Source organism: Pseudomonas sp. SWRI154, from assembly GCF_014268645.1.
Classification (GTDB): Bacteria; Pseudomonadota; Gammaproteobacteria; order Pseudomonadales; family Pseudomonadaceae; genus Aquipseudomonas; species Aquipseudomonas marvdashtae.
Window position 1 is genome coordinate 25,017 of the sequence record NZ_JABWQW010000015.1, and the last position, 23,196, is coordinate 48,212.

20 protein-coding genes, 3 tRNA genes and 2 pseudogenes are annotated in these 23,196 nt (G+C 58.9%); 5 read left to right on the top strand and 20 right to left on the bottom strand.

What is annotated here, in order from left to right; all coding sequences use genetic code 11:
* Positions 1 to 174 precede the first annotated feature (174 nt).
* Complete coding sequence (gene cra, locus HU806_RS15135) at positions 175 to 1,170, top strand: catabolite repressor/activator (protein WP_186612156.1); 996 nt, start codon at positions 175 to 177, stop codon at positions 1,168 to 1,170.
* A gap of 20 nt (positions 1,171 to 1,190) precedes the next feature.
* Complete coding sequence (locus HU806_RS15140; RefSeq protein WP_186612157.1) at positions 1,191 to 1,967, top strand: TatD family hydrolase; 777 nt, start codon at positions 1,191 to 1,193, stop codon at positions 1,965 to 1,967.
* Between the two features lie 25 nt (positions 1,968 to 1,992).
* On the opposite strand, the gene HU806_RS26845 is transcribed toward HU806_RS15140, so the two are convergent.
* The 5 genes and pseudogenes from HU806_RS26845 to HU806_RS15160 all read right to left on the bottom strand — a co-directional run bounded on the left by HU806_RS26845 (position 1,993) and on the right by HU806_RS15160 (position 7,991).
* Entirely contained in the window at positions 1,993 to 2,706 is a 714-nt protein-coding gene (locus HU806_RS26845) for a methyl-accepting chemotaxis protein (protein ID WP_527251153.1), read from the bottom strand.
* A 144-nt stretch (positions 2,707 to 2,850) separates the two neighbouring features.
* Positions 2,851 to 3,990: pseudogene (locus HU806_RS26850) on the bottom strand (HAMP domain-containing protein); the annotation flags it as partial.
* A 332-nt stretch (positions 3,991 to 4,322) separates the two neighbouring features.
* On the bottom strand, positions 4,323 to 5,159 hold the full coding sequence (ampE, locus tag HU806_RS15150; protein WP_186612159.1) for a regulatory signaling modulator protein AmpE: 837 nt from the start codon (positions 5,157 to 5,159) through the stop codon (positions 4,323 to 4,325).
* Positions 5,156 to 5,716 (bottom strand): 1,6-anhydro-N-acetylmuramyl-L-alanine amidase AmpD, encoded by a 561-nt coding sequence (ampD, locus tag HU806_RS15155; RefSeq protein ID WP_186612160.1) that lies wholly within the window; start codon positions 5,714 to 5,716, stop codon positions 5,156 to 5,158. Before ampD ends, ampE begins: the two co-directional genes overlap by 4 nt.
* Before the next feature lie 64 nt (positions 5,717 to 5,780).
* Positions 5,781 to 7,991, bottom strand: a complete 2,211-nt coding sequence (locus HU806_RS15160) for a DUF1631 domain-containing protein (RefSeq protein WP_186612161.1) — start codon at positions 7,989 to 7,991, stop codon at positions 5,781 to 5,783.
* A gap of 234 nt (positions 7,992 to 8,225) precedes the next feature.
* On the opposite strand from HU806_RS15160, the gene nadC reads away from it, so the two are divergent.
* Entirely contained in the window at positions 8,226 to 9,074 is an 849-nt protein-coding gene (nadC, locus tag HU806_RS15165) for a carboxylating nicotinate-nucleotide diphosphorylase (RefSeq protein ID WP_186612162.1), read from the top strand.
* A 72-nt stretch (positions 9,075 to 9,146) separates the two neighbouring features.
* Here the strand turns inward: nadC and HU806_RS15170 are convergent, their stop codons facing one another.
* Complete coding sequence (locus HU806_RS15170) at positions 9,147 to 9,452, bottom strand: DUF6388 family protein (RefSeq protein WP_186612163.1); 306 nt, start codon at positions 9,450 to 9,452, stop codon at positions 9,147 to 9,149.
* Positions 9,453 to 9,805: 353 nt separating this feature from the next.
* Here HU806_RS15170 and HU806_RS15175 point away from each other — a divergent pair.
* A pseudogene (locus tag HU806_RS15175) lies at positions 9,806 to 10,030 on the top strand (type II toxin-antitoxin system HicA family toxin); the annotation flags it as partial.
* 18 nt (positions 10,031 to 10,048) lie between these two features.
* Complete coding sequence (locus HU806_RS15180; protein WP_053118365.1) at positions 10,049 to 10,390, top strand: type II toxin-antitoxin system HicB family antitoxin; 342 nt, start codon at positions 10,049 to 10,051, stop codon at positions 10,388 to 10,390.
* Between the two features lie 22 nt (positions 10,391 to 10,412).
* Here the strand turns inward: HU806_RS15180 and HU806_RS15185 are convergent.
* From HU806_RS15185 to folP, 14 genes are all read right to left on the bottom strand, one after another.
* Positions 10,413 to 10,485: transfer RNA gene (locus HU806_RS15185), tRNA-Thr, on the bottom strand.
* A 128-nt stretch (positions 10,486 to 10,613) separates the two neighbouring features.
* Positions 10,614 to 12,719 (bottom strand): polyribonucleotide nucleotidyltransferase, encoded by a 2,106-nt coding sequence (pnp, locus tag HU806_RS15190; protein ID WP_030139794.1) that lies wholly within the window; start codon positions 12,717 to 12,719, stop codon positions 10,614 to 10,616.
* A 194-nt stretch (positions 12,720 to 12,913) separates the two neighbouring features.
* A complete protein-coding gene (rpsO, locus tag HU806_RS15195) occupies positions 12,914 to 13,183 on the bottom strand; it encodes a 30S ribosomal protein S15 (RefSeq protein WP_003177875.1) in 270 nt (89 codons plus the stop codon).
* A gap of 144 nt (positions 13,184 to 13,327) precedes the next feature.
* Positions 13,328 to 14,245 (bottom strand): tRNA pseudouridine(55) synthase TruB, encoded by a 918-nt coding sequence (truB, locus tag HU806_RS15200; RefSeq protein WP_186612164.1) that lies wholly within the window; start codon positions 14,243 to 14,245, stop codon positions 13,328 to 13,330.
* A 3-nt stretch (positions 14,246 to 14,248) separates the two neighbouring features.
* Positions 14,249 to 14,650 (bottom strand): 30S ribosome-binding factor RbfA, encoded by a 402-nt coding sequence (rbfA, locus tag HU806_RS15205; RefSeq protein WP_186612165.1) that lies wholly within the window; start codon positions 14,648 to 14,650, stop codon positions 14,249 to 14,251.
* A gap of 159 nt (positions 14,651 to 14,809) precedes the next feature.
* Positions 14,810 to 17,329 carry a translation initiation factor IF-2 gene (gene infB, locus HU806_RS15210; RefSeq protein WP_186612166.1) on the bottom strand — a complete coding sequence of 840 codons (2,520 nt, stop codon included), beginning with the start codon at positions 17,327 to 17,329 and terminating at the stop codon, positions 14,810 to 14,812.
* A gap of 27 nt (positions 17,330 to 17,356) precedes the next feature.
* Positions 17,357 to 18,838 carry a transcription termination factor NusA gene (gene nusA, locus HU806_RS15215; protein WP_003177868.1) on the bottom strand — a complete coding sequence of 494 codons (1,482 nt, stop codon included), beginning with the start codon at positions 18,836 to 18,838 and terminating at the stop codon, positions 17,357 to 17,359.
* A gap of 59 nt (positions 18,839 to 18,897) precedes the next feature.
* Complete coding sequence (rimP, locus tag HU806_RS15220; RefSeq protein ID WP_025211790.1) at positions 18,898 to 19,356, bottom strand: ribosome maturation factor RimP; 459 nt, start codon at positions 19,354 to 19,356, stop codon at positions 18,898 to 18,900.
* A gap of 139 nt (positions 19,357 to 19,495) precedes the next feature.
* Positions 19,496 to 19,572: transfer RNA gene (locus HU806_RS15225), tRNA-Met, on the bottom strand.
* 97 nt (positions 19,573 to 19,669) lie between these two features.
* A tRNA-Leu gene (locus HU806_RS15230) sits at positions 19,670 to 19,755 on the bottom strand.
* Positions 19,756 to 19,776: 21 nt separating this feature from the next.
* A complete protein-coding gene (secG, locus tag HU806_RS15235) occupies positions 19,777 to 20,160 on the bottom strand; it encodes a preprotein translocase subunit SecG (RefSeq protein WP_025211789.1) in 384 nt (127 codons plus the stop codon).
* A gap of 4 nt (positions 20,161 to 20,164) precedes the next feature.
* Positions 20,165 to 20,920 (bottom strand): triose-phosphate isomerase, encoded by a 756-nt coding sequence (gene tpiA, locus HU806_RS15240; protein ID WP_186612167.1) that lies wholly within the window; start codon positions 20,918 to 20,920, stop codon positions 20,165 to 20,167.
* A gap of 66 nt (positions 20,921 to 20,986) precedes the next feature.
* Positions 20,987 to 22,324: a phosphoglucosamine mutase gene (gene glmM / locus HU806_RS15245; RefSeq protein WP_186612168.1), complete on the bottom strand. Its 1,338-nt coding sequence runs from the start codon at positions 22,322 to 22,324 to the stop codon at positions 20,987 to 20,989.
* 16 nt (positions 22,325 to 22,340) lie between these two features.
* Positions 22,341 to 23,192 carry a dihydropteroate synthase gene (gene folP / locus HU806_RS15250; RefSeq protein WP_186612169.1) on the bottom strand — a complete coding sequence of 284 codons (852 nt, stop codon included), beginning with the start codon at positions 23,190 to 23,192 and terminating at the stop codon, positions 22,341 to 22,343.
* Between the last annotated feature and the right edge of the window lie 4 nt (positions 23,193 to 23,196).

Genomic DNA, 23,196 nt, shown 5'->3' on the forward strand with positions numbered 1-23,196 from the left:
CTTGAAAATACGCTTGCTGAAACGTTTAATCTAGAAAGATTGGCACGTTACTCGATAATCTCTCATCCTTGAAGTGCAACTTGTCGAAACGGCTCGTGGGATGACCATCGCTGCGAATCGGGTAGGATGAGCCTTCATTGTCGGGACACTCTCGAAAAAACAAGGAAAACCGGGTTGAAACTCAGTGATATCGCCCAACTTGCCGGTGTGTCCGTGACCACCGCCAGCTACGTGATCAACGGCAAGGCCGAACAGCAACGCATCAGCAACGCGACCGTCGAACGGGTGCGGGCGGTGGTCGAGGAACACGGCTTCACGCCCAACCCCCAGGCCGCCGGGCTGCGCAGCCGGCATACCCGCACCTTGGGTTTCATCCTGCCGGACCTGGAAAACCCCAGTTACGCGCGCATCGCCAAGCTGTTGGAACAAGGCGCCCGCGCCCGAGGCTATCAGCTATTGATCGCCAGCTCCGACGACGCGCCCGACAGCGAGCGACAACTGTTGCAACTGTTCCGCGCGCGGCGCTGCGATGCGCTGATTGTCGCCAGTTGCCTGCCCGCCGAAGACGACAGTTATCGTCAGTTGCAGGCCAAGGGCATTCCGATCATCGCCATCGACCGGGTGATGGAACCCACGCATTTCTGCTCGGTGATCAGCGATGACCGCCAAGCCAGCCTGCAGTTGACCCGCAGTCTGCTGGAGACCCACCCACAGCAGATCGCGTTGATCAGCGCACGTCCCGAACTGAGCATCAGCCAGGAACGGACCGCCGGTTTTCGCGAGGCGCTTGCCGGGTTCGATGGCCAGGTGTTGATCGAGCATGGCGAATCTTTCAGTCGGGAATGCGGTCGACAGCTTATGGACGAAATGCTCGCGCGGCTGGGGCATTTGCCCGACGCGTTGATCACCACCTCCTACGTGTTGCTCCAAGGAGTGTTCGACGCCCTGCATGACTTCCCGCTCAAGTCGCGGCCGCTGCGCCTGGGCACGTTTGGCGACACGCAACTGTTGGATTTCCTGCCGCTGCCGGTCAACGCGATGTCCCAACAGCACCAACTGATCGCTGAAAAAGCCCTGGCGCTGGCGCTGGCAGCCATCGAAAACAATGACTATCAACCCGGTGTACAGGCGATTGCCCGTACGTTCAAGCAACGTATCCACCAAGGCTGAAGGCTCCCGCGGATCGAAGCATGGAACTGATCGACACCCACACCCACCTGGATTTCCCCGACTTCGATGCGGATCGTCCGGCGCTGCTGGCCGAAAGTCGCGCCTCGGGGGTCCGACAAATGGTGGTGCTGGGGGTGTATCGGGACAATTGGCAGCGGGTCTGGGACCTGGTGCAAAGCGACTCGGACTTGTACGCCGCGCTGGGCCTGCATCCGGTTTACCTTGACCAGCATCGCCACGAAGATTTAGCCCTGTTACACCAATGGCTGAGCCGCCTGGTCGGGCATCGGCAGTTGTGTGCGGTGGGGGAAATCGGCTTGGACTATTACGTCGAAACCCTGGACCGTGATCGCCAGCAAGCACTGTTCGAAGCGCAACTGGAGCTGGCCGTGGAGTTTCAATTGCCGGCGCTGATCCATGTGCGCCGCAGTCACGCCGCAGTGATCGCCACGCTTAAACGTATCTGTCCCGAGCGGGCCGGCATCATTCACGCGTTCGCCGGCAGCTTCGAAGAGGCTCGCGAGTACATCAAGCTCGGTTTCAAGCTCGGTCTCGGCGGTGCCGCTACCTGGCCCCAGGCCCTGCGCATGCACCGGGTGCTGCCAAAACTGCCGCTCGACGCGGTGGTGCTGGAAACCGACTCACCAGACATGGCGCCAGCGATGTTCCCCGGTCAGCGCAACAGCCCGGCCCATTTGCCAGCGATTTGCGAGGCGCTGGCGGGGATCATGAATGTCAGCCCCGAGCGACTGGCCGAGGCCAGCACGACAAACGCCTGCCAACTGTTCAACTGGTAGACCCGCTGTGTGGCAGACCTAGGTTTCACACCCGAAACGCATTGATCAGCTGCTTGAGCTGCACTACCTGGGCGGACAGTTCGCGACTGGCGTCTTCAGTCTGGTGCGCGCCCTCGGCGGTGCGTTCGCCGGCGCGGTTGATTTCGACGATGTTCTGATCGATGTCATGGGCCACGGCTGTTTGCTGCTCCACGGCAGCGGCGATCTGCTGGTTCTGGTCGACGATCATGCCGACCGCGCCGAGGATATTCTCCAATGCCTGCTGGACCTTTTCCGACTGATTGACGGTGCCGCTGGCCATCTCGTGACTGGTGCCCATCGCTTTGACCGCTGCGCCCACGCCACCGTGCAGACGGCTGATCATTGCTTCGATTTCTTCGGTCGATTGCTGGGTCCGCTTGGCCAGGGTTCGCACTTCATCGGCCACCACTGCGAAGCCGCGTCCTTGCTCTCCGGCCCGGGCCGCTTCGATAGCGGCGTTGAGCGCCAACAGGTTGGTCTGCTCGGCAATGCTTTTGATCACGTCCAGCACACGGCTGATGGCCTGGCTGTCGGTCGCCAGCTGATTGATGACCTGCACCGACTGATCGATCTCATTGGCCAACCGGGCGATGCTGCCTTGCTGGGACTCCACCAGGCCGCGCCCGCTGAGGGTTTCGTCGTTGACACTGTGAGCGCTGCTGACCGCCGCGGCGGCACTGCGGGCAACTTCCTGGGCGGTGGCGGACATCTGGTTCATCGCCGTGGCGACCAGCTCGATCTGGCTGCGCTGCCCGGCAACGGCCTGATTGCTCTGGGCCGACACCGCTTCCACCTGCCCGGCCTGACGCTCAACCTCGGCAACGGTGCGGCCGACTTGCTCGATCAAGTCATGGATCTTCGCCACCGTGCCGTTGAACACTTCACCCAGCTCGCCCAGTTCATCTTTGCTGCGGGCCACGAAGTTGACCGTCATGTCGCCTGCCGCGACCTTATCCATCATCGCGCCCAAATGTTTGAGGGTGGTGCGCGTCGAGGCGTAGAAGCCGGCGTACAGATAAAAAATCGATAGGAAAACGGCCGCCAATGCGGCGGCTTGCAGCACCATGTGGCTGCGGTTCTGCTCCAGGCGATGCTGCAACTGCACATCGAGAAAGCCCAGGGTTGCTTCATTCAACCGATAGGTCTGTTCCATCAAGCCGCTGACCTGCTCAAAAAACGCCGGCCAAGGCGCATCCAGCGTGTCCGCCATCACCACTTGTTCTTCGATCAGTTCGGCGGCCTGTTTGAGCGTGCTCTTGCTGCCGCCGGCCTGGTCGACCAACGTCTGCCCTGCCGCCTGGCTGGAGCCCAGGGCATCCTGCAGTTTCAGGTCATATTCGCCCTGGAGTTTTTCGATCTGCACCAGCAACTCGTCGAACCGGGTGCTCGACGCCGAATTGAGAAAACCCTGCCCCAAGGACGAAGCACCCAACGCGCGACCTTCACCCAGAATCTGGGTGACCTTGGGCGTTACGCCAATAATCAGATCGCTGAGCTGGCGAATGTCGCCCTGGTTGTCCCGACTCAAGCCCGCCTGACTGGCGATGATCTGGCCAAACATCTGCGCGTTATTGAGCAATTTACCAATCAAGGCACTTTTGCTTTGCAGAGAGCTTTCGGCCTGCTGGGCCTTGAAGGCAGCGATCATTTCGTCGCGCTTGGCATCGAAAGCGCTGACGTGCTCTGGCTCCACGGCCATGGCGCTCATGCTTTGCAGGCGCGAGAGCAACTGGTGCTCAAGGGCGGTGATTTTCGCTTCCAAATCGCCGGCCTTGCCCGACTGGCCCAAGCTGGCGTTGATTTGTACCAGGTTGTTCAGCGTCTCCAGGTCTCGACGCAAGGTCAGGCTGCTGCCCAGCAGGTCGAGGCTTTGCAGCTCCACTTGCGTGCCCTGAAACTCCCGATAGGAGTCGCGCACCAGAAAGAAGTTGGTCACCAGCATCGGCAGCAGGAACAGCACGCTGATCAAGCTGAACTTCATGCCGAAGCTCAGGCGATTCATCAGGGCAACGGCGGGCCAGAGCAAACTCTTCACAAGGAAGTCTCCCGATAGCTTTTTATTTTTATGGGGCAGGCACGCAGAAACAGCAGAAAGCCACTACGCGGGCGCTGCGTCTGTATAGCCTAAATCGCCAGGGAGATTTGTAACTTAAGGTTAACGAGAGGTTGGCCGCAGACCATCGTGGCGAGGGAGCTTGCTCCCGCTGGCCTGCGAAGCAGGCCCCAAGGTTTCTTCAGCAAGATTGCCTTTTCCAGGATTGCGGCTGCTGCGCAGCCGAGCGGGAGCAAGCTCCCTCGCCACAAAAGCACTGGCCACAACCCTGTACGCGTTGATCAGGCCAACACCGTCCACAACGCAAACCCGGCATACCAGAGCACCGCAGCGCGCAGCAACAGTTCCCAGAGCCGATCCAGGCTGTTGATGCCGTCCGGGCCGGCGACTGGTTTCGGAATCTCGCCCGCCACCAGTCCAACCTTGTCGATAAGGTCGGCGGCGCTGATGTTCCAATTGAGCAGTTCGTGCAGCATGACGCGGCTGACCGCCACGAAGTTGCCCACCAGGGCGAAACTCGCCGCCAGCAACCGTACCGGCACCCAGTCGAAGGCATGGCGCAGTTGCGCCGCCCGCTCGGCCACGCCGGGGTTGTGGCTGTGGTCGGCGGCCAGCGCCAGCAATCGATAGCTCAGCGCAGCCACGGGGCCGAGCAGGAAGTACCAGAAAATGACCGCAAAAAAACTCTGGTAAGCCTCCCACAGCAAATGACCTTGGACCCGTTCCAGCAACTGCTCGCCGTCATCGGCGTCGATGCCCAGGTCCCGCTTGGCGACATGAGCGGCCGCTTGCAGGTCTTCCCGACGCCAGGCATCGCGAAACGGACCCAGGTCAGCCAACAGGTCGCCGCGCCCCAGACTGTAGATCACCACCAACACATGCACCGGCAATGCCAGCAACCCATAGGCCACCGGTTCCAACACCCATAGCAACAGTGCCAGCAGCGCCACTGGCAGCAGGACCATGACCACCAGCACCAACCAGGGCCGATTGACCCAGCGTGGGTTCGCCTCCAGCTTGTTCAGCTCGCCCAGCCAGCCGCCATCACGCTGGACCCGCTGGCGCAAGGCCGAGAACTTCTCGATCCAGACCGCCAGCAGCAACACCAGAAAACTCATTGTCCTTCCCCTTCTATCAGGGCCGCACGATAGCGCGCCCAGTCGAATGCCGGTCCCGGATCGGTCTTGCGCCCCGGAGCGATGTCGCTGTGCCCGCAGATTCGTTGCACGGTGATCGCCTTGAACGCTGCCTGTAACTGCCGGGTCAGATCCACCAGCGCGACATACTGTGCGTCGGTAAATGGCAGATCATCGGTGCCTTCAAGTTCGATGCCAATGGAAAAATCGTTACACGTCTCTCGCCCTTCGAAGCATGAAACGCCCGCATGCCAGGCACGATCCAGGCAGGAGACAAATTGGCTGACGACGCCGTCACGTTCAATCAGGAAATGCGCAGAGACGCGCAGGTCTGCGATACCGGCAAAATAGGGATGTTCCGTGACATCCAGGCGATTCTGGAAAAATTCCTGCACCTTGCCCGTCGCGAACTGTGCCGGTGGCAAGCTGATGTTGTGGATCACCAGCAGGGAAATTTCGCCCTCGGGGCGCGCATTGAAATTAGGCGATGGGCAATGACGCGCGCCATCGCACCAACCGCTTGCGGGGTCCAGCTGCATACAGGTTCCTTCGATGACGACGGTGAATGCCGTCAGTATGCCGCGATCGACCTCGGCTGCGCGATCACTTGCCGCGTTTGAGCTGGCGCAGATTGCCGAGGACCGATTCCAGCGCCCGATCGAACAGCAAGGTATCGTCCAACAGCCGCGCCGCTCCCCGGCTGAATTCCAAGGCCAGGCTGGTGCGACTGTGCTCCAGGACCTTGAGGCCGGTGCGGTTGACGAAGACAAACTTGCCGGTAGCCTGGATGATCGCCGCGAGCTTGCAACGAAGGCTATTGTCCTCGTCCTCCTGGAATTCGACCCAGCTCCCCAGGCGCAATTGGTCGACCTGGAGCAGGCCCACATCGTCGGCCGGCAGACGAACAGTCGTCTCCTCCATGGGCGTTTTCGGCGCAGTCCGCAGGACGATAGGCTCCGCTACCTCGACCATGACCGGCGAATCGGCCGGTTCAGCCTGCTCGGGTGCCTGGCCCATCCGCTGAAGAGCCTGGACATGAAGCACTTCCAGTTCGCTGAAAAATTCGCTGGTGGCGAACGGATCGAACGCCGAGCGGCTCAAGCCCTCGCGCAAGGCCTTGAGCAATTCCGGCACCATCGCCAGCAAACGCAAGCCCGCGTCGGACTCTTCGTGGTGCTGGACGCTCCAGATCAATTGTTCGAGCGTCAGCACGTCTGCCTTCCATTCAACTGAATGCTCGCCATGCTTGAAGCCGGTCAGCAGCAGTACCTGGCTCCAGGCTTGTTGTACAAAGTCCACCACGGCCTGGGGCAAGAGCTTGCCCAGCATGACCTGGTTCAGCGCGCCTTCGACTCGCTGGCGCGCCAGTTCGGCCTTTGCCCGCCCCTCTTCAGCGTCTCGAATGCGTTGTTCCAACAACTCACTGCGGCGACGCTCGTCACTGGTGAACGCCAGGAACTCGGCCAGCACCTCGGAAAAGATCGCCGGGTCGTCGACAAAATCGTTCAACAAACGCTGCACCACTTGCTCGATGCGCAGGTACAGGGCGTCACGCTGATGATCGTCGCAATCGCCCCAGCCCATCGCAGCTGCGGCGATTTCATTGAGCAGCCGGCGGGCCGGATGGTTACCACGACTGAAGAAACTCTTGTCCTGCACGGCGACCTTGAGCATCGGAATCTGCAGTCGGCCGATCAAGGCCTTGAGGACATCCGGTAAGTTATGGTCTTCGAGAATGAACTCGAACATCATCGCGATCAGATTGATCACGTCTTCGTCGGCGCCGTCAACGACCCGGGATCTGCCGCTCTTGACGCTGACCCGGGTCAGCAACTGTTCCAACTGGCTGCGCAGATCGAAATCATCCTGGACCGTGGGCGACGGCACATATTGCTGCAGATGAGACAACAGTCGCAGCAGGTCTCGTGTCGAGATTGGCTGGGCCGGCGCGCTGGCCTCCAGAGTTGGCGCGACACTGCCGCGCACCTGGACCAACAGCTTCTGCAACGCGGCGAACACTTCGTGCACGCTGTCATCGACGTCGTCGATCCTTGGCCTTGTCGCGCCAGCGGCCTTGGGTCGAGAGACCTCTTCGACGCGATCCGAGGCCCGCCGCGACGGAGAGGCCTTGAGATCCGGCAAGATGCCCGTGGCAGCCAGCAACTGATTGGCCTCGGCGTAGAGCTGGTCGCATTCGCTAAGCACATAACGCTCGAAGAGCTTGAGCAGGATCAACTTGACCTTGATCCCCACGCCCAGGTTGCGCCCGGCCTGTAGAAAGTGCTCGCACAGCAATGCCGGGCTCAACGGGTTCTGCTGGTTGGTCAACGGTCGGGCCAGCAACGCACTGAGACGGGCCGTGAGCTGATCGAGCGAAACGCCGTCGCGGCTGAGGACCCGCGCGACCATTGTTTCGACCGCCAGGCGACGCTCCAGCTCGTCATGGTTTGGCTGGCTGGGGATTGCACCCAGCACGGGAGCCAGTGTGGCCTGGGTAAGGTCGTATTGGGCGAGGCTGACGAATGCCTCGAAAAACTGCTCGATAAATTCGCGCTCGATACTTTTGCGTTTGAGCCGCAAGTCGCGCATGGCCTCGAAATAGAGATTCTGCTCGACATCGTTGCGCGCCCGATCGGCCATTTCGAACAGCGTGTCGTCGGCGTTATCGAACAACCCCTGCAAGCCAACGCGCAACTGTTGGGCCGCCTTGTCGCGAACCTGAAGCAGAATCACAGGCAGGCGGGCGAGCGGCGAACGAGTCGCCTGGTCGCTAGGCACCTTGTGCAAAGGCACCACATTTCCGTCGTTATGCATCCTGGCCTCCTGAAACGGCATTCTTCGGTTCGCGACGTCAAAGTCATGACGTCAATCGAAAGGCGGATTATCGGGTAAAAGACGTCAGTCACACCAGCGGCGCGCTGTGACCAAGCTCAAATAGATCGCAATAAGTGACCGGCAAAACGGGGAAATGTTGCGCGGACGCGACCAAATACAAGCCAATCAGTCCCAAGTAGATATAATCGGGCCACTTTGTTTGTGGAGCCCGCTATGCCGAATCTACGTCTCGCCGACCTGACCGCTGAAATCGAAGCCAATGTGCGCCGCGCGTTGCTCGAAGACGTCGGCAGTGGCGACATCACCGCGCAACTGATTCCCACCGAACGCCTGGCCAAGGCCACCATCATCACTCGAGATGCCGCGATCATCAGTGGCACGGCCTGGGTCGATGCGGTGTTTCGGCAACTGGACGCCCGCGTCGCGGTGCACTGGCAAGTCCGCGACGGTGACCGGGTGAATCCTGACCAGGCACTGTTCCACCTCGAAGGCCCGGCCCGTTCGTTGCTGACCGGTGAACGTAGCGCGCTGAATTTTTTGCAGCTGCTATCGGGCGTCGCCACTCGGGCCCGTTACTTGGCTGATTTCGTCGCGGACACACAGGTCAAGCTACTCGATACCCGCAAAACGCTTCCAGGGCTGCGGCTGGCTCAGAAATACGCGGTCACCTGCGGTGGTTGCCATAACCACCGCATCGGCCTCTACGACGCCTTCCTGATCAAGGAAAATCATATCGCCGCCTGTGGTGGAATCGCGCAGGCCATCAACGCCGCCCACAAGATCGCGCCGGGCAAACCGGTCGAAATCGAAGTCGAAAGCCTGGCGGAACTGAAAGAGGCGCTGGCGGCTGGGGCCGACATCATCATGCTCGATGAACTGAGCCTGGACGATATGCGCGAAGCCGTGCGCCTGAATGGCGGCAAGGCGAAACTGGAAGCCAGCGGTGGGATCAACGAAAACACGTTGCGCCCGATTGCCGAGACCGGCGTCGACTACATCTCGATTGGCGCGATGACCAAGGACGTGAAAGCCGTGGATCTTTCGATGCGGCTCAGTCTCTGAGCAGCTCAAGCCTCAAGCTGCAAGCTTCAAGCCGCTCTGTGCTTGTCTTGCAGCTTGTAGCTTGTAGCTGCTTTAAACGACGAGATTATTCATCTCGCAGTACTCCTCCCATTCCACACCCAGCACCTCGGCCGCTTCCTTATGCAAGGCCAGGCGCTGCGCCTCGAACTCTTCCGGCGTGCTGGTGTACTTGAGCGTCAGCTCCCAAGGCTGCAGCCCCTGGGCTTCGGCCTCGTCCTCGAATGCCCATTGGATCTGGTCTTTCTGATCGTCAGCGGACAAGTCCTTGATTTCTTCCCGTAATTGCGGTGTTTCTTCGAGGTACTTATCCAGGGCTTTTTTGTGTCTGGCTTCTTGGGACAATTCTTTAGCGGTCATGGCGTTCTCGCTGATCTGGGAATGGAAGATGGATCTGGATCATCAAGGATCTCTCTGACGCAAAAAACCGTGTAACGCCGGTTTATCTGGCCTTCAGAACCATTCGTGGATCATCTGAAAACAACGGTGTTTGTTTTTTGGGACAAGGAATCCTAACAGAGACGAAAGCCAGTGCAACAACCGGAATCAAATGCAGGTGCGAGGTATGTGCGCGCTTACAGTTTCTCGTTTCCATACCCGGAATTCATCCCGTATAAATTTCCACCTTCCTCTCCCAGGTTTCGACGAACAGAGGCCTTCACATTGACCGTCGAAGAACATGCAACTATATTCAGTTGCAAGAAAAGGCATTCATGTCAAAGAATGAAAAAATTCTCGCAAAGCTACTCAACGGGCAAAGCGCATTCACTTGGTCGGAGCTTGTCACGCTGTTATGTCGGCTTGGCTATTCCCAGTTAGAAGGATCGGGCAGTAGGGTCAAATTCGACAATGGAGACCCGAGTGCAATGATCAACCTGCACAAGCCGCATCCCGGTAATGAGCTCAAAGCCTATGTAAGACGCCAGGTTATTGAGCAAAACAGGAGGCCTGATTCCATGAACTCCCAGCTGCAATACAAAGGCTATGTCGGCTCAATTGAAGCAAGCACCGAGGACAAATGCCTGTTTGGAAAGCTCTTATTCATCAGGGCGCTGGTGAGTTATGAGGGACAAACGGTAGCTGAACTGGAAACAGCTTTTCGCGAGGCGGTAGATGATTATCTACAAACCTGCCAGCAGCTCGGACAGAAGCCAGAAATCCCGTGCAAAGGATCGTTCAATGTTCGTATTGGTCACGATCTGCATCTAGCAGCCGCTTTGGCGGCAACCCGCCAAAATGTGTCCCTGAATGATCTGACGCGCCAAGCACTGAACGAATACCTACAGCACCACGCATAAAATCGCTGGCGAAAAAGCTTTTTGCCCGAGACAGGAATCGAACCTGCGACCTTCGCGTTACGAGTGCGCTGCTCTACCGACTGAGCTACACGGGCGTGGGGCTAAACCTAGCATTGAGCCAGAGGGCAGGCAACCTGTGACAAAAATGATTTTTGCGCACACAGCAAAACGCCCCGAACCAGTCGGGGCGTTTGCTTGTTTCAGCGGCTAAGCGAGGGAATGATTAAACGCCCGACGCCTTGGCTGCTGCGACGTCCTTGATGGACAGCTTGATACGGCCGCGGTTGTCCACGTCCAGAACCAGCACTTCCACTTCCTGGCCTTCCTTGAGGATGTCGGTTACTTTCTCGACGCGAGCATCGCTCAGCATGGAGATGTGAACCAGACCGTCCTTGCCCGGCAGGATGTTGACGAACGCGCCGAAGTCGACGATGCGTTCAACCTTGCCGACGTAGATCTTGCCGATCTCGGCTTCCGCGGTGATGCCCAGGACGCGCTGGCGTGCTGCTTCTGCCGCTTCCTTGGTTTCGCCGAAGATCTTGATCGAACCGTCGTCTTCGATGTCGATCGAAGCCTTGGTTTCTTCGCAGATCGCACGGATGGTCGCGCCGCCTTTACCGATGACATCACGGATTTTGTCGGTGTCGATTTTCATCGCGATCATGGTCGGAGCATTTTCCGACAGCTCGGTACGGGACTGACCGATGATCTGGTTCATCTGGCCGAGGATGTTCAGGCGCGCTTCCAGGGCTTGGCCCAGGGCGATTTCCATGATCTCTTCGGTGATGCCCTTGATCTTGATGTCCATCTGCAGTGCGGTGACGCCCTTGGCGGTACCGGCCACTTTGAAGTCCATGTCGCCCAGGTGGTCTTCGTCACCCAGGATGTCGGTCAGGACGGCGAACTTCTCGCCTTCTTTAACCAGACCCATGGCGATACCGGCAACCGGTGCCTTCATCGGCACACCAGCGTCCATCAGGGCCAGGGAAGCGCCGCAGACCGAAGCCATCGAGCTCGAACCGTTGGATTCGGTGATTTCCGAGACCACGCGGATGGTGTACGGGAACACGTCAGCGGCTGGCAGCATGGCCTGGACCGAACGACGGGCCAGACGGCCGTGACCGATTTCGCGACGACCGGCGCCACCCATGCGACCACACTCGCCCACCGAGAACGGAGGGAAGTTGTAGTGCAGCATGAACGGGTCTTTCTTTTCGCCTTCCAGGGTGTCCAGCAGTTGCGCGTCACGGGCGGTGCCCAGTGTTGCAACGACCAGCGCCTGGGTTTCGCCACGGGTGAACAGGGCCGAACCGTGGGTCTTCGGCAGGACGCCGACTTCGATGTTCAGCGGACGTACGGTGCGGGTGTCGCGACCGTCGATACGTGGCTTGCCGTTGACGATGTTTTCGCGAACGGTGCGGTATTCGATTTCACCGAATGCAGCCTTGACGTCGCTAGCCGATGGCTGGCCTTCTTCGCCGGAGAACTTGGCAACGACCTGGTCTTTCAACTCACCCAGGCGCGCATAACGGTCGGCCTTGATGGTGATGGTGTAGGCCTGGGAGATCGCGTCGCCGAACTCGGCACGGATCGCACCCAGCAACTCGGTGGCTTCTGGCTGCGGAGCCCAGGTCCAGGTTGGCTTGGCGGCTTCGGCAGCGAGTTCCTTGACGGCGTTGATCACCACTTGGAACTCGTCGTGGGCGAACAGCACGGCGCCCAGCATCTGGTCTTCGGTCAGCTCCTTGGCTTCGGATTCAACCATCAGCACGGCTTCGGAAGTACCGGCCACGACCATGTCCAGGCTGGAAGCCTTCAGTTGCTCGTAGGTCGGGTTCAGCAGGTAGCCGGTGCTTTCGTGGAACGCGACGCGGGCGGCGCCGATCGGACCATCGAAAGGAATGCCGGAGATCGCCAGGGCAGCCGAGGTACCGATCATCGCAGCGATGTCCGGATCGGTTTTCTTGCTGGTGGAGACGACGGTGCAGACAACCTGCACTTCGTTCATGAAGCCTTCAGGGAAAAGCGGACGGATCGGACGGTCGATCAGTCGGGAAGTCAGGGTTTCTTTCTCGGAAGGACGGCCTTCGCGCTTGAAGAAACCGCCAGGGATCTTACCGGCAGCGTAAGTCTTTTCCTGGTAGTGGACGGACAGAGGGAAGAAGCCTTTGCCTGGATCGGCTTGCTTGGCACCGACAACGGTCACCAACACGCTGACGTCGTCGTCAACGGTGACCAGCACTGCGCCGGAGGCCTGACGGGCGATACGGCCAGTCTCGAGGGTAACGGTCGACTGACCGAATTGGAATTTTTTGATTACCGGGTTCACGGTGTCCTACCTTCTTTGTGGCTCTTGGGGAACTTGTCTTCTTGCGAAATTCTTGGGCAATGGCGGGAGTCGGCCCGACGCCTGTCCAGGGTAAAACGTGTATCCAGATAAAACTTGAGGCTGGGAGCCTGCCATGCGCCAGCGGGAAACCCACTGACGTACGACAGACCACCAACCTCTAGCGCAATCGCTGATTAGCGACGCAGACCCAGGCGACCGATCAGAGTCTGATAACGACCCAGATCCTTGCCTTTCAGGTAGTCCAGCAGCTTGCGACGCTGGTTTACCATGCGGATCAGACCACGACGGGAGTGGTGATCTTTACCGTTGGCCTTGAAGTGACCTTGCAGCTTGTTGATGTTGTGGGTCAGCAGTGCAACTTGCACTTCTGGCGAACCAGTGTCACCAACAGCTTGCTGGTAGTCAGCTACGATTTGAGCTTTTTCTTGAACGTCGAGAGCCATGAGGCAATCCTTTCTAGTCAGGAAACTGTTCCAAGGAAACAGCTTCAACAGGCCAGGGACAAATCCCTGTATCTATAAATGAGTAGTGACCGTGCCTGTTAACAGCCACACTCGCCAACCTGTTGTTACACAGGCTGGTTCCGGTCATTCCGACCGAATCAGTCGACGCGGCGCAATGCGCCCGTCTTCGCTCACCTCACCGATACCGATGAAGCGACCGTTGTGATCCTGCACCCGGACCATACCGAACTTCGGCGCATCCGGGGCACGTACTGGCTGGCCATTGAGCCAGTAGAACGCGCTGTGTTCGGAGAACTGCAGCAGTGGCCAGTCAAGCAAGCCGCTGTCCGATGGCATCAGGAAACGGTCGACCGCTTCGTTGCCGCCTTCGGCATGCACCGCTTCCAGCTCTTCCAGTGTGACCGTCTGGGCCAAGGTGAAAGGCCCGGCCTGGGTCCGTCGCAATTCTGCCACGTACGCGCCACAGCCGAGCTGCTCACCAATATCCTCCACCAAGGTGCGGATATAGGTGCCTTTGCTGCAATCCACCGCAAGCCGCGCAGTATTACCGTCAAAGGCCAGCAATTCCAAGCGCGCAATAGTAACAGAACGCGGTTCACGCTCCACTACTTCGCCTGCGCGAGCTAGCTTGTACAGTGGTTGGCCATCACGCTTGAGAGCAGAGTACATCGGCGGTATCTGACTGATTTTCCCGCGAAAAGCTGGCAACACAGCTTCCACATCAGCCTGACCAACGGTCACCGGGCGCTCCAGCAAAACCTCACCCTCGGCGTCCGCCGTGGTGGTGGTCTTGCCTAACTGGGCGACGGTTTCATAACCCTTATCGGAATCGAGCAGATATTGTGAAAACTTGGTCGCCTCGCCGAAGCACAGCGGCAGCACGCCGGTGGCCAGCGGATCGAGACTCCCGGTGTGCCCGGCCTTCTCGGCATTGAGCAGCCAGCGAACCTTCTGCAACGCCGCGTTGGAGGTAAACCCCAACGGTTTGTCGAGCAGAATGATACCGCTGACGTTACGACGGATACGTTTGACCTGAGCCACCGTTTACTCCTTGGTGTCTTCGGGTTCAGACGCCGCCGGGTGCTGGCTGTCTTCAGCCACGGCGCGCTCGATCAGGGCCGACAGATGCGCACCCCGCACGACGCTTTCGTCGTAGTGGAAGTGCAGCTGTGGAACGCTGCGCAGTTTCATTTCCCGAGCCAGTTGCATGCGCAGGAAACCAGCGGCCGAGTTGAGCACCTTGATGCTCTGGGCGATTTCTTCCGCACTGTCCTGGCCCATCACGGTGATGAAAATCTTCGCGTGACCAACGTCACGGCTGACTTCCACTGCGGTAATGGTGACCAGGCCGACACGCGGATCCTTGACTTCGCGGCGGATCAGTTGGGCCAGCTCACGCTGCATCTGATCGCCGATTCGTTGGGTACGGCTGTATTCTTTTGCCATGTCTTGTTACCTGTTACTGCCCCACGGTCAAACCCGTGTGGTCTGAAAGCGGCAAACGCCCGGCCTGGCAAAAGCCAGACCGGGCGTTGCGTTTAGAGTCCGCCAACCAGGCAGCGCATGTTCATGCGGCTGCCCGGTGCGGCTCTTGAAGTGCGCGAGTCAGAGGCTGCGAGCAACCTGGACCTTCTCGAAGACTTCGATCTTGTCGCCAACCTTGACGTCGTTGTAGCTCTTGACGCCAATACCGCATTCCATGCCGGCACGCACTTCGGAAGCGTCATCCTTGAAGCGACGCAGGGATTCCAGCTCGCCTTCGAAGATAACGATGTCTTCACGCAGTACACGGATCGGACGGTTACGGTGAACGACACCTTCGATCACCATGCAACCGGCGATGGCACCAAACTTCGGCGAACGGAACACGTCGCGAACTTCGGCCACGCCCAGGATGTTCTCCCGAACGTCGCTGCCCAGCATACCGGTCAACGCTTTCTTGACGTCTTCAATGATGTCGTAGATCACGTTGTAGTAACGCATATCCAGGCCTTCCTGCTCGACGATCTTGCGAGCGCCAGCATCGGCACGCACGTTGAAGCCGAACAGTACAGCGTTGGAGGCCAGTGCCAGGTTGGCGTCGGATTCGGTGATACCACCGACACCGCCACCGACCACACGCACCTGCACTTCGTCGTTACCCAGGCCATTCAAGGCGCCGTTCAACGCTTCCAGCGAGCCACGGACGTCGGATTTGAGGACGATGTTGAGCGTCTTCTTCTCTTCCTGACCCATGTTCTCGAAGATGTTTTCCAGCTTGCCGGCGTGAGCACGAGCCAGTTTGACTTCGCGGAACTTGCCTTGACGGAACAGCGCGACTTCACGGGCTTTCTTCTCGTCAGCCACCACGCTCATCTCGTCGCCAGCGTCCGGGGTACCATCCAGGCCGAGGATCTCGACCGGGATAGCCGGACCGGCTTCCTTGATAGGCTTGCCGTTCTCGTCGAGCATGGCGCGCACGCGGCCATAGTTCGAGCCGACCAGCACCATGTCGCCTTGACGCAGCGTACCGTCCTGGACCAGGACCGTTGCAACCGGGCCACGGCCCTTGTCGAGGCGCGATTCAACCACAACACCACGGCCAGGAGCCGACGGAGTAGCGGTCAGTTCCAAGACCTCGGCTTGCAACAGAACGGCTTCGAGCAGTTCGTCAACGCCGGTACCCATCTTCGCCGAGACCGGAACGAATGGAGTGTCGCCACCCCACTCTTCGGAGGTCACGCCGTGAACCGACAGTTCGCTACGGATGCGATCGAGATCGGCGCCCGGCTTGTCGATCTTGTTCACTGCAACCACCAGCGGCACACCAGCAGCCTTGGCATGCTGAACGGCTTCGATGGTTTGCGGCATCACGCCGTCGTCCGCTGCAACCACCAGGATCACGATGTCGGTCGCCTTGGCACCACGGGCACGCATCGCGGTAAACGCGGCGTGACCTGGGGTATCGAGGAACGTCACCATGCCACGGTCGGTTTCAACGTGGTAGGCACCGATGTGCTGGGTAATACCGCCAGCCTCACCTGCCGCAACCTTCGCACGACGAATATAGTCGAGCAGCGAGGTTTTACCGTGGTCAACGTGGCCCATGACGGTCACGACCGGAGCACGGGAAACCGCCTCACCTTCGAACTTCAGGGACTCGGCCAGGGAATCTTCCAGGGCAGTGTCGCTGACCAGGGTCACTTTGTGGCCCAGCTCTTCAGCAACCAGTTGGGCAGTTTCCTGGTCCAGTACCTGGTTGATGGTGGCTGGCGTACCCAGCTTGAACATGAACTTGATGATTTCAGCAGCCTTGACCGACATCTGCTGGGCCAGATCGCCCACAGTGATGGTCTCGCCGATCTTCACTTCACGCACGACAGGGCCGGTAGGGCTCTGGAAACCGTGGGCGTTGCGTTTCTTCAGCTTGGCCTTGCCGCGACCGCCACGACGGAAACCGTCGCTTTCTTCGTCAGTGGTACGTGGCGCAACACGAGGTGCTGGCGCCTTTTCCTTGACCGAAGCACGATGAGGCGCGTTCTTGCGCTCACCATCGCCGCTGCCACGACGGTTGTCGTCGGCACGTGGCTTGTCCGGACGACGCTGTTCGTCGCGCTTGCGAGTATCGGCAGGGGCTGGAGCTGGCGCAACGACCGGAGCAGCTTCGCGTACAGGTTCAGCTACCGGGGCAACAGCCTCGACGGCTTCTACCGGAGCGGCTTGCCCAGCAGCAGGCTGGCGACGCGCTTCTTCTTCGGCGCGACGCTTGGCTTCTTCTTCAGCCTTCTGACGTGCAGCATTTTCTACTGCGCGACGCTCTTCCAGCTCGCGTTTACGCTCGGCTTCGATTTCTTCCGGGCTGCGCTGTACGAAGACTTTCTTCTTGCGTACTTCAACGCTGATGCTTTTGCTACCGGCAACACGCAGGGTGCTGGTGGTTTTACGCTGCAGAGTGATCTTGCGCGGTTCTTCCACTTTCGCCTTGTGACTGCTCTTCAAGTGAGTCAGCAGGGACTGCTTCTCACTGTCGGTCACATGTTCCTCGGCGGCGGTGTGCGGCAGACCTGCCTCACGCATCTGCTGCAACAGGCGCTCTACCGGTGTTTTGACCTCATCGGCCAGTTGTTTCACCGTGACTTGCGTCATGCACTTCTCTCCTCAGGCCGCGCCTAATTACTCGAACCAGTGGGCTCGGGCGGCCATGATCAACTTGCCGGCACGATCATCGTCAATGCCGTCGATGTCGAGCAGATCGTCAATAGACTGCTCGGCCAGGTCTTCGCGGGTAATTACGCCGCGCACCGCCAGTTCCATCGCCAAATCCTTGTCCATGCCCTCAAGCGAGAGCAGGTCTTCGGCCGGATGGGCGTCTGCCAGCTTTTCCTCAGTAGCGATGGCTTTGGTCAACAAACGATCCTTGGCCCGAGCGCGAAGCTCGTTGACGATCTCCTCGTCAAAGCCGTCGATGTTGAGCATTTCCTCCACCGGTACGTAGGCAATCTCTTCCAGGCTGGTAAAGCCTTCATCCACCAGCACCTGCGCCAGCTCTTCATCGACTTCAAGCTCTTCGATGAAGTTGCGCAGGATGTCACCGGTTTCAGCTTGCTGCTTAGCCTGGATGTCCGATTCGGTCATCACGTTCAGTGTCCAGCCAGTCAATTGGCTAGCCAGACGCACGTTCTGACCACCGCGACCGATGGCCTGAGCGAGATTGTCTGCGCCAACGGCGATGTCCATGGCGTGGGCATCTTCGTCGACGATAATTGCCGCCACTTCAGCAGGCGACATGGCATTGATCACGAACTGAGCCGGGTTATCGTCCCACAGGACGATGTCCACACGCTCGCCGCCCAACTCGCCGGATACGGCCTGGACACGCGAACCACGCATGCCGATGCAGGCACCTTGCGGGTCGATGCGCTTGTCCTTGGAGCGGACCGCGATCTTGGCGCGCGAACCCGGATCACGGGAGGCTGCCATGACTTCGATCAGGCCTTCAGCAATTTCCGGCACTTCGATACGGAACAACTCGATCAGCATTTCCGGCGCGGTACGCGACAGGATCAACTGCGGGCCACGGTTCTCGGTGCGGATTTCCTTGAGCAGCGCACGCAAACGCACGCCAACCCGGAAAGTTTCGCGAGAAATGATGTCTTCACGAGCCAGCAATGCCTCGGCATTGTTGCCCAGATCGACGATCACGTTGTCGCGGGTCACTTTTTTCACGGTGCCGGAGATGATCTCCCCCAGGCGCTCGCGATAGGCATCAACGACTTGCGCGCGCTCGGCTTCGCGAACTTTCTGCACGATGACTTGCTTGGCAGTCTGCGCAGCGATGCGACCAAACTCGATGGATTCGATCTTTTCTTCGACGACATCACCTACCTTGGCGCCAGGATGCGTTTCAGCAACCTTGCTCGGCCAGGTTTCGATGGCCGGATCGTCCAGGTCGGCTTCTTCGACCACCGTCCAGCGACGGAATGTCTCATAGGCACCGGTGTGGCGATTGATCTCCACACGCAAATCAACTTCGTCCTCGAACCGCTTCTTGGTAGCAGTGGCCAAAGCCAGCTCAAGCGCTTCAAAAATAACGTTAGCCGGTACGCCCTTTTCATTGGATACCGACTCAACAACCAGCAGTACTTCTTTGCTCATCGTACGCCTCGCCTTTCGCAAGCCATTGGATCCGCGGGATCCGCAGTATCCGGCACGTATCAGTCAAAACTGGGAATGATGTTGGCCTTGTCGATCATATCGATCGGCAACAGGAACTCATGGTCTTCTACTTGCACCACGACGTCCTGCTCTTCTACACCGCGTAGAAGGCCTTGAAAGTTGCGTCGGCCTTCGAAAGGCGAGCGCAGCTTGATCTTCACTTGTTCACCGGCAAACGAAGCGAACTGTTCAAGTGTGAACAGGGGGCGCTCCATGCCAGGCGAGGAAACTTCCAGGGTGTATTCGGAGGTGATTGGATCTTCAACATCCAGTACACCGCTGATCTGACGGCTGACGATGGCGCAATCATCCACCAACACACCGCCTTCCTTATCGATATAAACGCGCAACAGTGAGTGGCGACCTTGAGCCGAAAACTCAATACCCCAGCATTCATAGCCAAGGGCCACGACCACCGGGGCCAACAAGGCCTGCAACTGTTCTAGCTTGCTCGACACCTGAACCCCCTCGTGCATGTTTGTGCATGCTGTGCAAATAAAAAAAAATGGGCGAATCGCCCATCCCTGAAACGCCGTCGAACAGCGGCGTTGTAAAGTGTCCAGCTAACAAAAAGCCCCTTGGAAGGGGCCCTGAAACTGGTTGCGGGAGCCGGATTTGAACCGACGACCTTCGGGTTATGAGCCCGACGAGCTACCAGGCTGCTCCATCCCGCGACAAAGCTGGGGCGGAAGTATACGACTGATCCCTTACAGGGTCAATGTAACCCTTCCACCTACAAGAAAGCCCGCAATCGCGGGCTCTCCTGATAATTGGTACCGAGAAGGGGACTCGAACCCCTACACCCTATGGGCACAACCACCTCAAGGTTGCGTGTCTACCAATTCCACCACCTCGGCAATACAGCGTTTGAAACCTTCTTACTTCTGCTCTTGAGCTGGAGGCACGTCAGTCGCCGGATTGGCCGACTTTTGCTCTTGAAGCACCGGGACATCATCAGAAGCCGGTTGTTGCTTTGGCGCTTCCAATACCGCTGGGTTTGGCAAACCTACTTGAGTCAGCTCATGAGCTTTCTCTTTAGCAAAGTAACCTAACCCTAAGCTGGTTATGAAGAAACCGGCGGCAAGTATAGCAGTAAACTTACTAAGAAAGGTAGAGGAACCTTGGCTTCCGAATACAGTATTTGAAGCACCTGCACCGAAAGACGCACCAGCATCCGCACCTTTACCCTGCTGCAGCAATACGAGAGCGACTACACCCAGCGCGCCCAGCAGATGAAAAACGACTACGACTGTTTCCAGCATTTTTTCAGTTTCCCGCGGCGCGACAGATCGCACCGAACTCATCTGCATTCAGGGAAGCTCCACCAATGAGCCCCCCATCGATATCCGGCATGCCGAACAGTTCGACCGCATTGGCCGCCTTCACGCTGCCGCCGTATAGAAGCCGCACACCTCGTGCCACTTCAGAATTTTCTGCCGCCAACTGCGCGCGGATGGCTGCGTGCACATCCTGCGCCTGTTGCGGCGAAGCAGTCAGCCCGGTACCGATGGCCCAGACTGGCTCGTAAGCGATGACTGCCTTTGCAAAAGCACCGACACCCAGGTCCTCGATGATGCTGCCCAGCTGACGCCCGACAACTTCAAGCGTCTTTCCGGACTCGCGCTGCTCGAGGGTTTCCCCTACGCACAACACCGGAATCAGACCGCAGGCCTGTGCTGCCGCAAATTTACGGATCAAGGCCTTGTCCTGCTCGCCCATGATCATGCGGCGCTCGGAGTGCCCGACCAGGACCAAGGAACAACCTGCATCGACGAGCTGGCTCGGCGCAATCTCACCGGTCAACGCGCCCTGCATGGATTCCACCGCAGAGTTCTGCGCGCCGACCGAAATCGACTTGCCTTTCAAGCCATCAACCACTTGGTTGATATACAGGCAAGGCGGGAATACCGCGACATCAACACCGCTTGGCAAGGCCAGATTGCGAAGGCCTTTGATCAGCTCAGCGACGCTGGCGCGGGTACCGTGCATCTTCCAGTTACCAGCTACCATAGGGCGACGCATGCTGTACCTCGTCGGTCAAAGTGGGCGCAGATGTTACCCAACCGATTCATGACTGGCAAGCCGAATTCAGGCAGAAACTTCAGTAACAAGCTTTGCCAGCTCTTCAGCGTAACCGCGGACCTGCGCTTCATCCTCGCCTTCGACCATGACGCGCACCAAAGGCTCCGTGCCCGACTTGCGCAACAACACGCGCCCACGCCCAGCCATTGCCTGGGTTACACCCTCGCTGGCCTGCTTGACCGTCGGGTGCTCGATAGGATTTGCACCGCCGCCGAAACGTACGTTGATCAGTACCTGCGGACACTTGCGCAATGCCTGTCGCGACTGCGCAAGACCCTCGTTGCGTGCCTTGAGGGCCATCAGCACTTGCAGGGCGGCAATAATTGCATCACCAGTGGTGGTATGGTCGAAGCAGACGATGTGCCCCGAGTTCTCACCACCAATCACCCAGTTGCGCTCCAGCAGCTCCGAGATGACATAGCGGTCACCCACATTGGCGCGCACAAAGGGTATGTCCAGGTCCGCCAGGGCCAACTCGAGCCCGAGGTTGCTCATCAATGTTCCAACAACCCCGCCCTGCAGCTTGCCGCGCCCGTGCAGGTCGCGCGCGATGATGAACAGCAGCTCATCACCATCAACGACCGTGCCAGTGTGATCGACCATCAGCACGCGGTCGCCGTCGCCATCGAAGGCGATACCGAGATCGGCATGCTCGGCCAATACAGCCGCCTGCAAAGCCTCGGTATGAGTAGAACCGCAGTTGTGGTTGATGTTCAGCCCATTAGGCTGGGCCGAGAGCACCACCACTTCGGCACCCAGCTCACGAAAGACGCTTGGCGCGACCTTGTAGGTTGCCCCATGAGCACAGTCGACAACGATCTTCAGACCGGAAAAACTGGTACCGGTCGGAACACTGCCCTTGCAGAACTCGATGTAGCGACCCGACGCATCGTTGATCCGAGACACCTTGCCGATCTTGCTCGACTCGACCACGGTCATTGGCGTGTCCAGCAACTCCTCGATCATCAGCTCGATTTCGTCCGGTAGCTTGGTGCCCTTGCCAGAGAAAAACTTGATGCCGTTGTCGTCATGAGGATTATGCGAAGCGCTGATCACAATGCCTGCCTGCGCCTGGAATGTCCGAGTCAGGTAGGCGATGGCTGGCGTAGGCATCGGCCCGAGCAGCATGACATCGGCACCCGCCGATGTCAGGCCGGCTTCCAGCGCCGATTCGAACATATACCCGGATATACGCGTGTCCTTGCCAACCAGCACTTTGCACGCGCCCATTTTTCGGAACGCCATCCCAGCGGCCCAGCCGAGCTTGAGCATGAAATCAGGGGTAATGGGGTATTCGCCGACCCGACCACGAATCCCGTCGGTGCCAAAATATTTTTTGCTCATAAGTGCTCCATCATTCTTATTCGGCTGAATCCACTGCTGCGATCATCCGCACGACATCCATTGTTTCGACTACATCATGCACCCGCAATATGCGCGCACCTTTTGTAATAGCCAAGGCGGCGAGTGCCAGACCGCCATGCAGGCGCTCTCCCACCGGACGACCCAACGCATTGCCTATCATGCTCTTTCGCGAGACACCGACCAACAGCGGCCGGCCCAGGGCATGCAACGCTTCCATATGCTTGAACAGGCTCAGATTGTGCGCCAATGTCTTCGCAAAACCGAACCCGGGATCGAGAATGATCCGCTCGGCCGGGATGCCCGCGCCGGCACACTGGCTCATGCGCTCCGCCAGGAACTCACCGACTTCACGGGTTACATCGCCGTAGTGCGGGTCATTCTGCATCGTTCCGGGCTCGCCAAGCATGTGCATCAGGCACACCGGCAACCCCGTGGCAGCAGCAGCATCCAACGCGCCATCACGCCGCAACGAGCGAACATCATTGATCAATCCCGCCCCCAAGCGCGCCGCCTCGCGCATGACCGCAGGCGTGGACGTATCGACTGAGATGATGACATCCAGCTCGTGATGTATGCGTTCGACAATTGGCGCCACTCGCTCCAGCTCCTCGGTAGGCGAAACCGCACGCGCACCGGGACGGGTCGACTCACCACCTACATCGATCAGCGTTGCCCCGGCCGATACCATGGCCTCGGCATGCCGCAATGCAGCGTCGAGCTGGCTGAATCGTCCGCCATCGGAAAAGGAATCGGGAGTGACATTAAGAATGCCCATGACATGCGTATGGGCTAAATCAAGAACCCGGTTGCCGCAAGGCAACCGGGTCGAGGACTGGACAGAAGTCATTTCA

What these genes read in the sequence shown, in the direction of transcription:
- HU806_RS15140 (WP_186612157.1), top strand. Translation starts at nt 1,191, where the DNA reads ATGGAACTGATCGACACCCACACCCACCTGGATTTCCCCGACTTCGAT.
- HU806_RS26845 (WP_527251153.1), bottom strand. Translation starts at nt 2,706, where the DNA reads ATGAACCAGATGTCCGCCACCGCCCAGGAAGTTGCCCGCAGTGCCGCC.
- ampE (WP_186612159.1), bottom strand. Translation starts at nt 5,159, where the DNA reads ATGAGTTTTCTGGTGTTGCTGCTGGCGGTCTGGATCGAGAAGTTCTCG.
- ampD (WP_186612160.1), bottom strand. Translation starts at nt 5,716, where the DNA reads ATGCAGCTGGACCCCGCAAGCGGTTGGTGCGATGGCGCGCGTCATTGC.
- HU806_RS15160 (WP_186612161.1), bottom strand. Translation starts at nt 7,991, where the DNA reads ATGCATAACGACGGAAATGTGGTGCCTTTGCACAAGGTGCCTAGCGAC.
- nadC (WP_186612162.1), top strand. Translation starts at nt 8,226, where the DNA reads ATGCCGAATCTACGTCTCGCCGACCTGACCGCTGAAATCGAAGCCAAT.
- HU806_RS15170 (WP_186612163.1), bottom strand. Translation starts at nt 9,452, where the DNA reads ATGACCGCTAAAGAATTGTCCCAAGAAGCCAGACACAAAAAAGCCCTG.
- HU806_RS15180 (WP_053118365.1), top strand. Translation starts at nt 10,049, where the DNA reads ATGAACTCCCAGCTGCAATACAAAGGCTATGTCGGCTCAATTGAAGCA.
- rpsO (WP_003177875.1), bottom strand. Translation starts at nt 13,183, where the DNA reads ATGGCTCTCGACGTTCAAGAAAAAGCTCAAATCGTAGCTGACTACCAG.
- rbfA (WP_186612165.1), bottom strand. Translation starts at nt 14,650, where the DNA reads ATGGCAAAAGAATACAGCCGTACCCAACGAATCGGCGATCAGATGCAG.
- infB (WP_186612166.1), bottom strand. Translation starts at nt 17,329, where the DNA reads ATGACGCAAGTCACGGTGAAACAACTGGCCGATGAGGTCAAAACACCG.
- nusA (WP_003177868.1), bottom strand. Translation starts at nt 18,838, where the DNA reads ATGAGCAAAGAAGTACTGCTGGTTGTTGAGTCGGTATCCAATGAAAAG.
- secG (WP_025211789.1), bottom strand. Translation starts at nt 20,160, where the DNA reads ATGCTGGAAACAGTCGTAGTCGTTTTTCATCTGCTGGGCGCGCTGGGT.
- tpiA (WP_186612167.1), bottom strand. Translation starts at nt 20,920, where the DNA reads ATGCGTCGCCCTATGGTAGCTGGTAACTGGAAGATGCACGGTACCCGC.
- glmM (WP_186612168.1), bottom strand. Translation starts at nt 22,324, where the DNA reads ATGAGCAAAAAATATTTTGGCACCGACGGGATTCGTGGTCGGGTCGGC.
- folP (WP_186612169.1), bottom strand. Translation starts at nt 23,192, where the DNA reads ATGACTTCTGTCCAGTCCTCGACCCGGTTGCCTTGCGGCAACCGGGTT.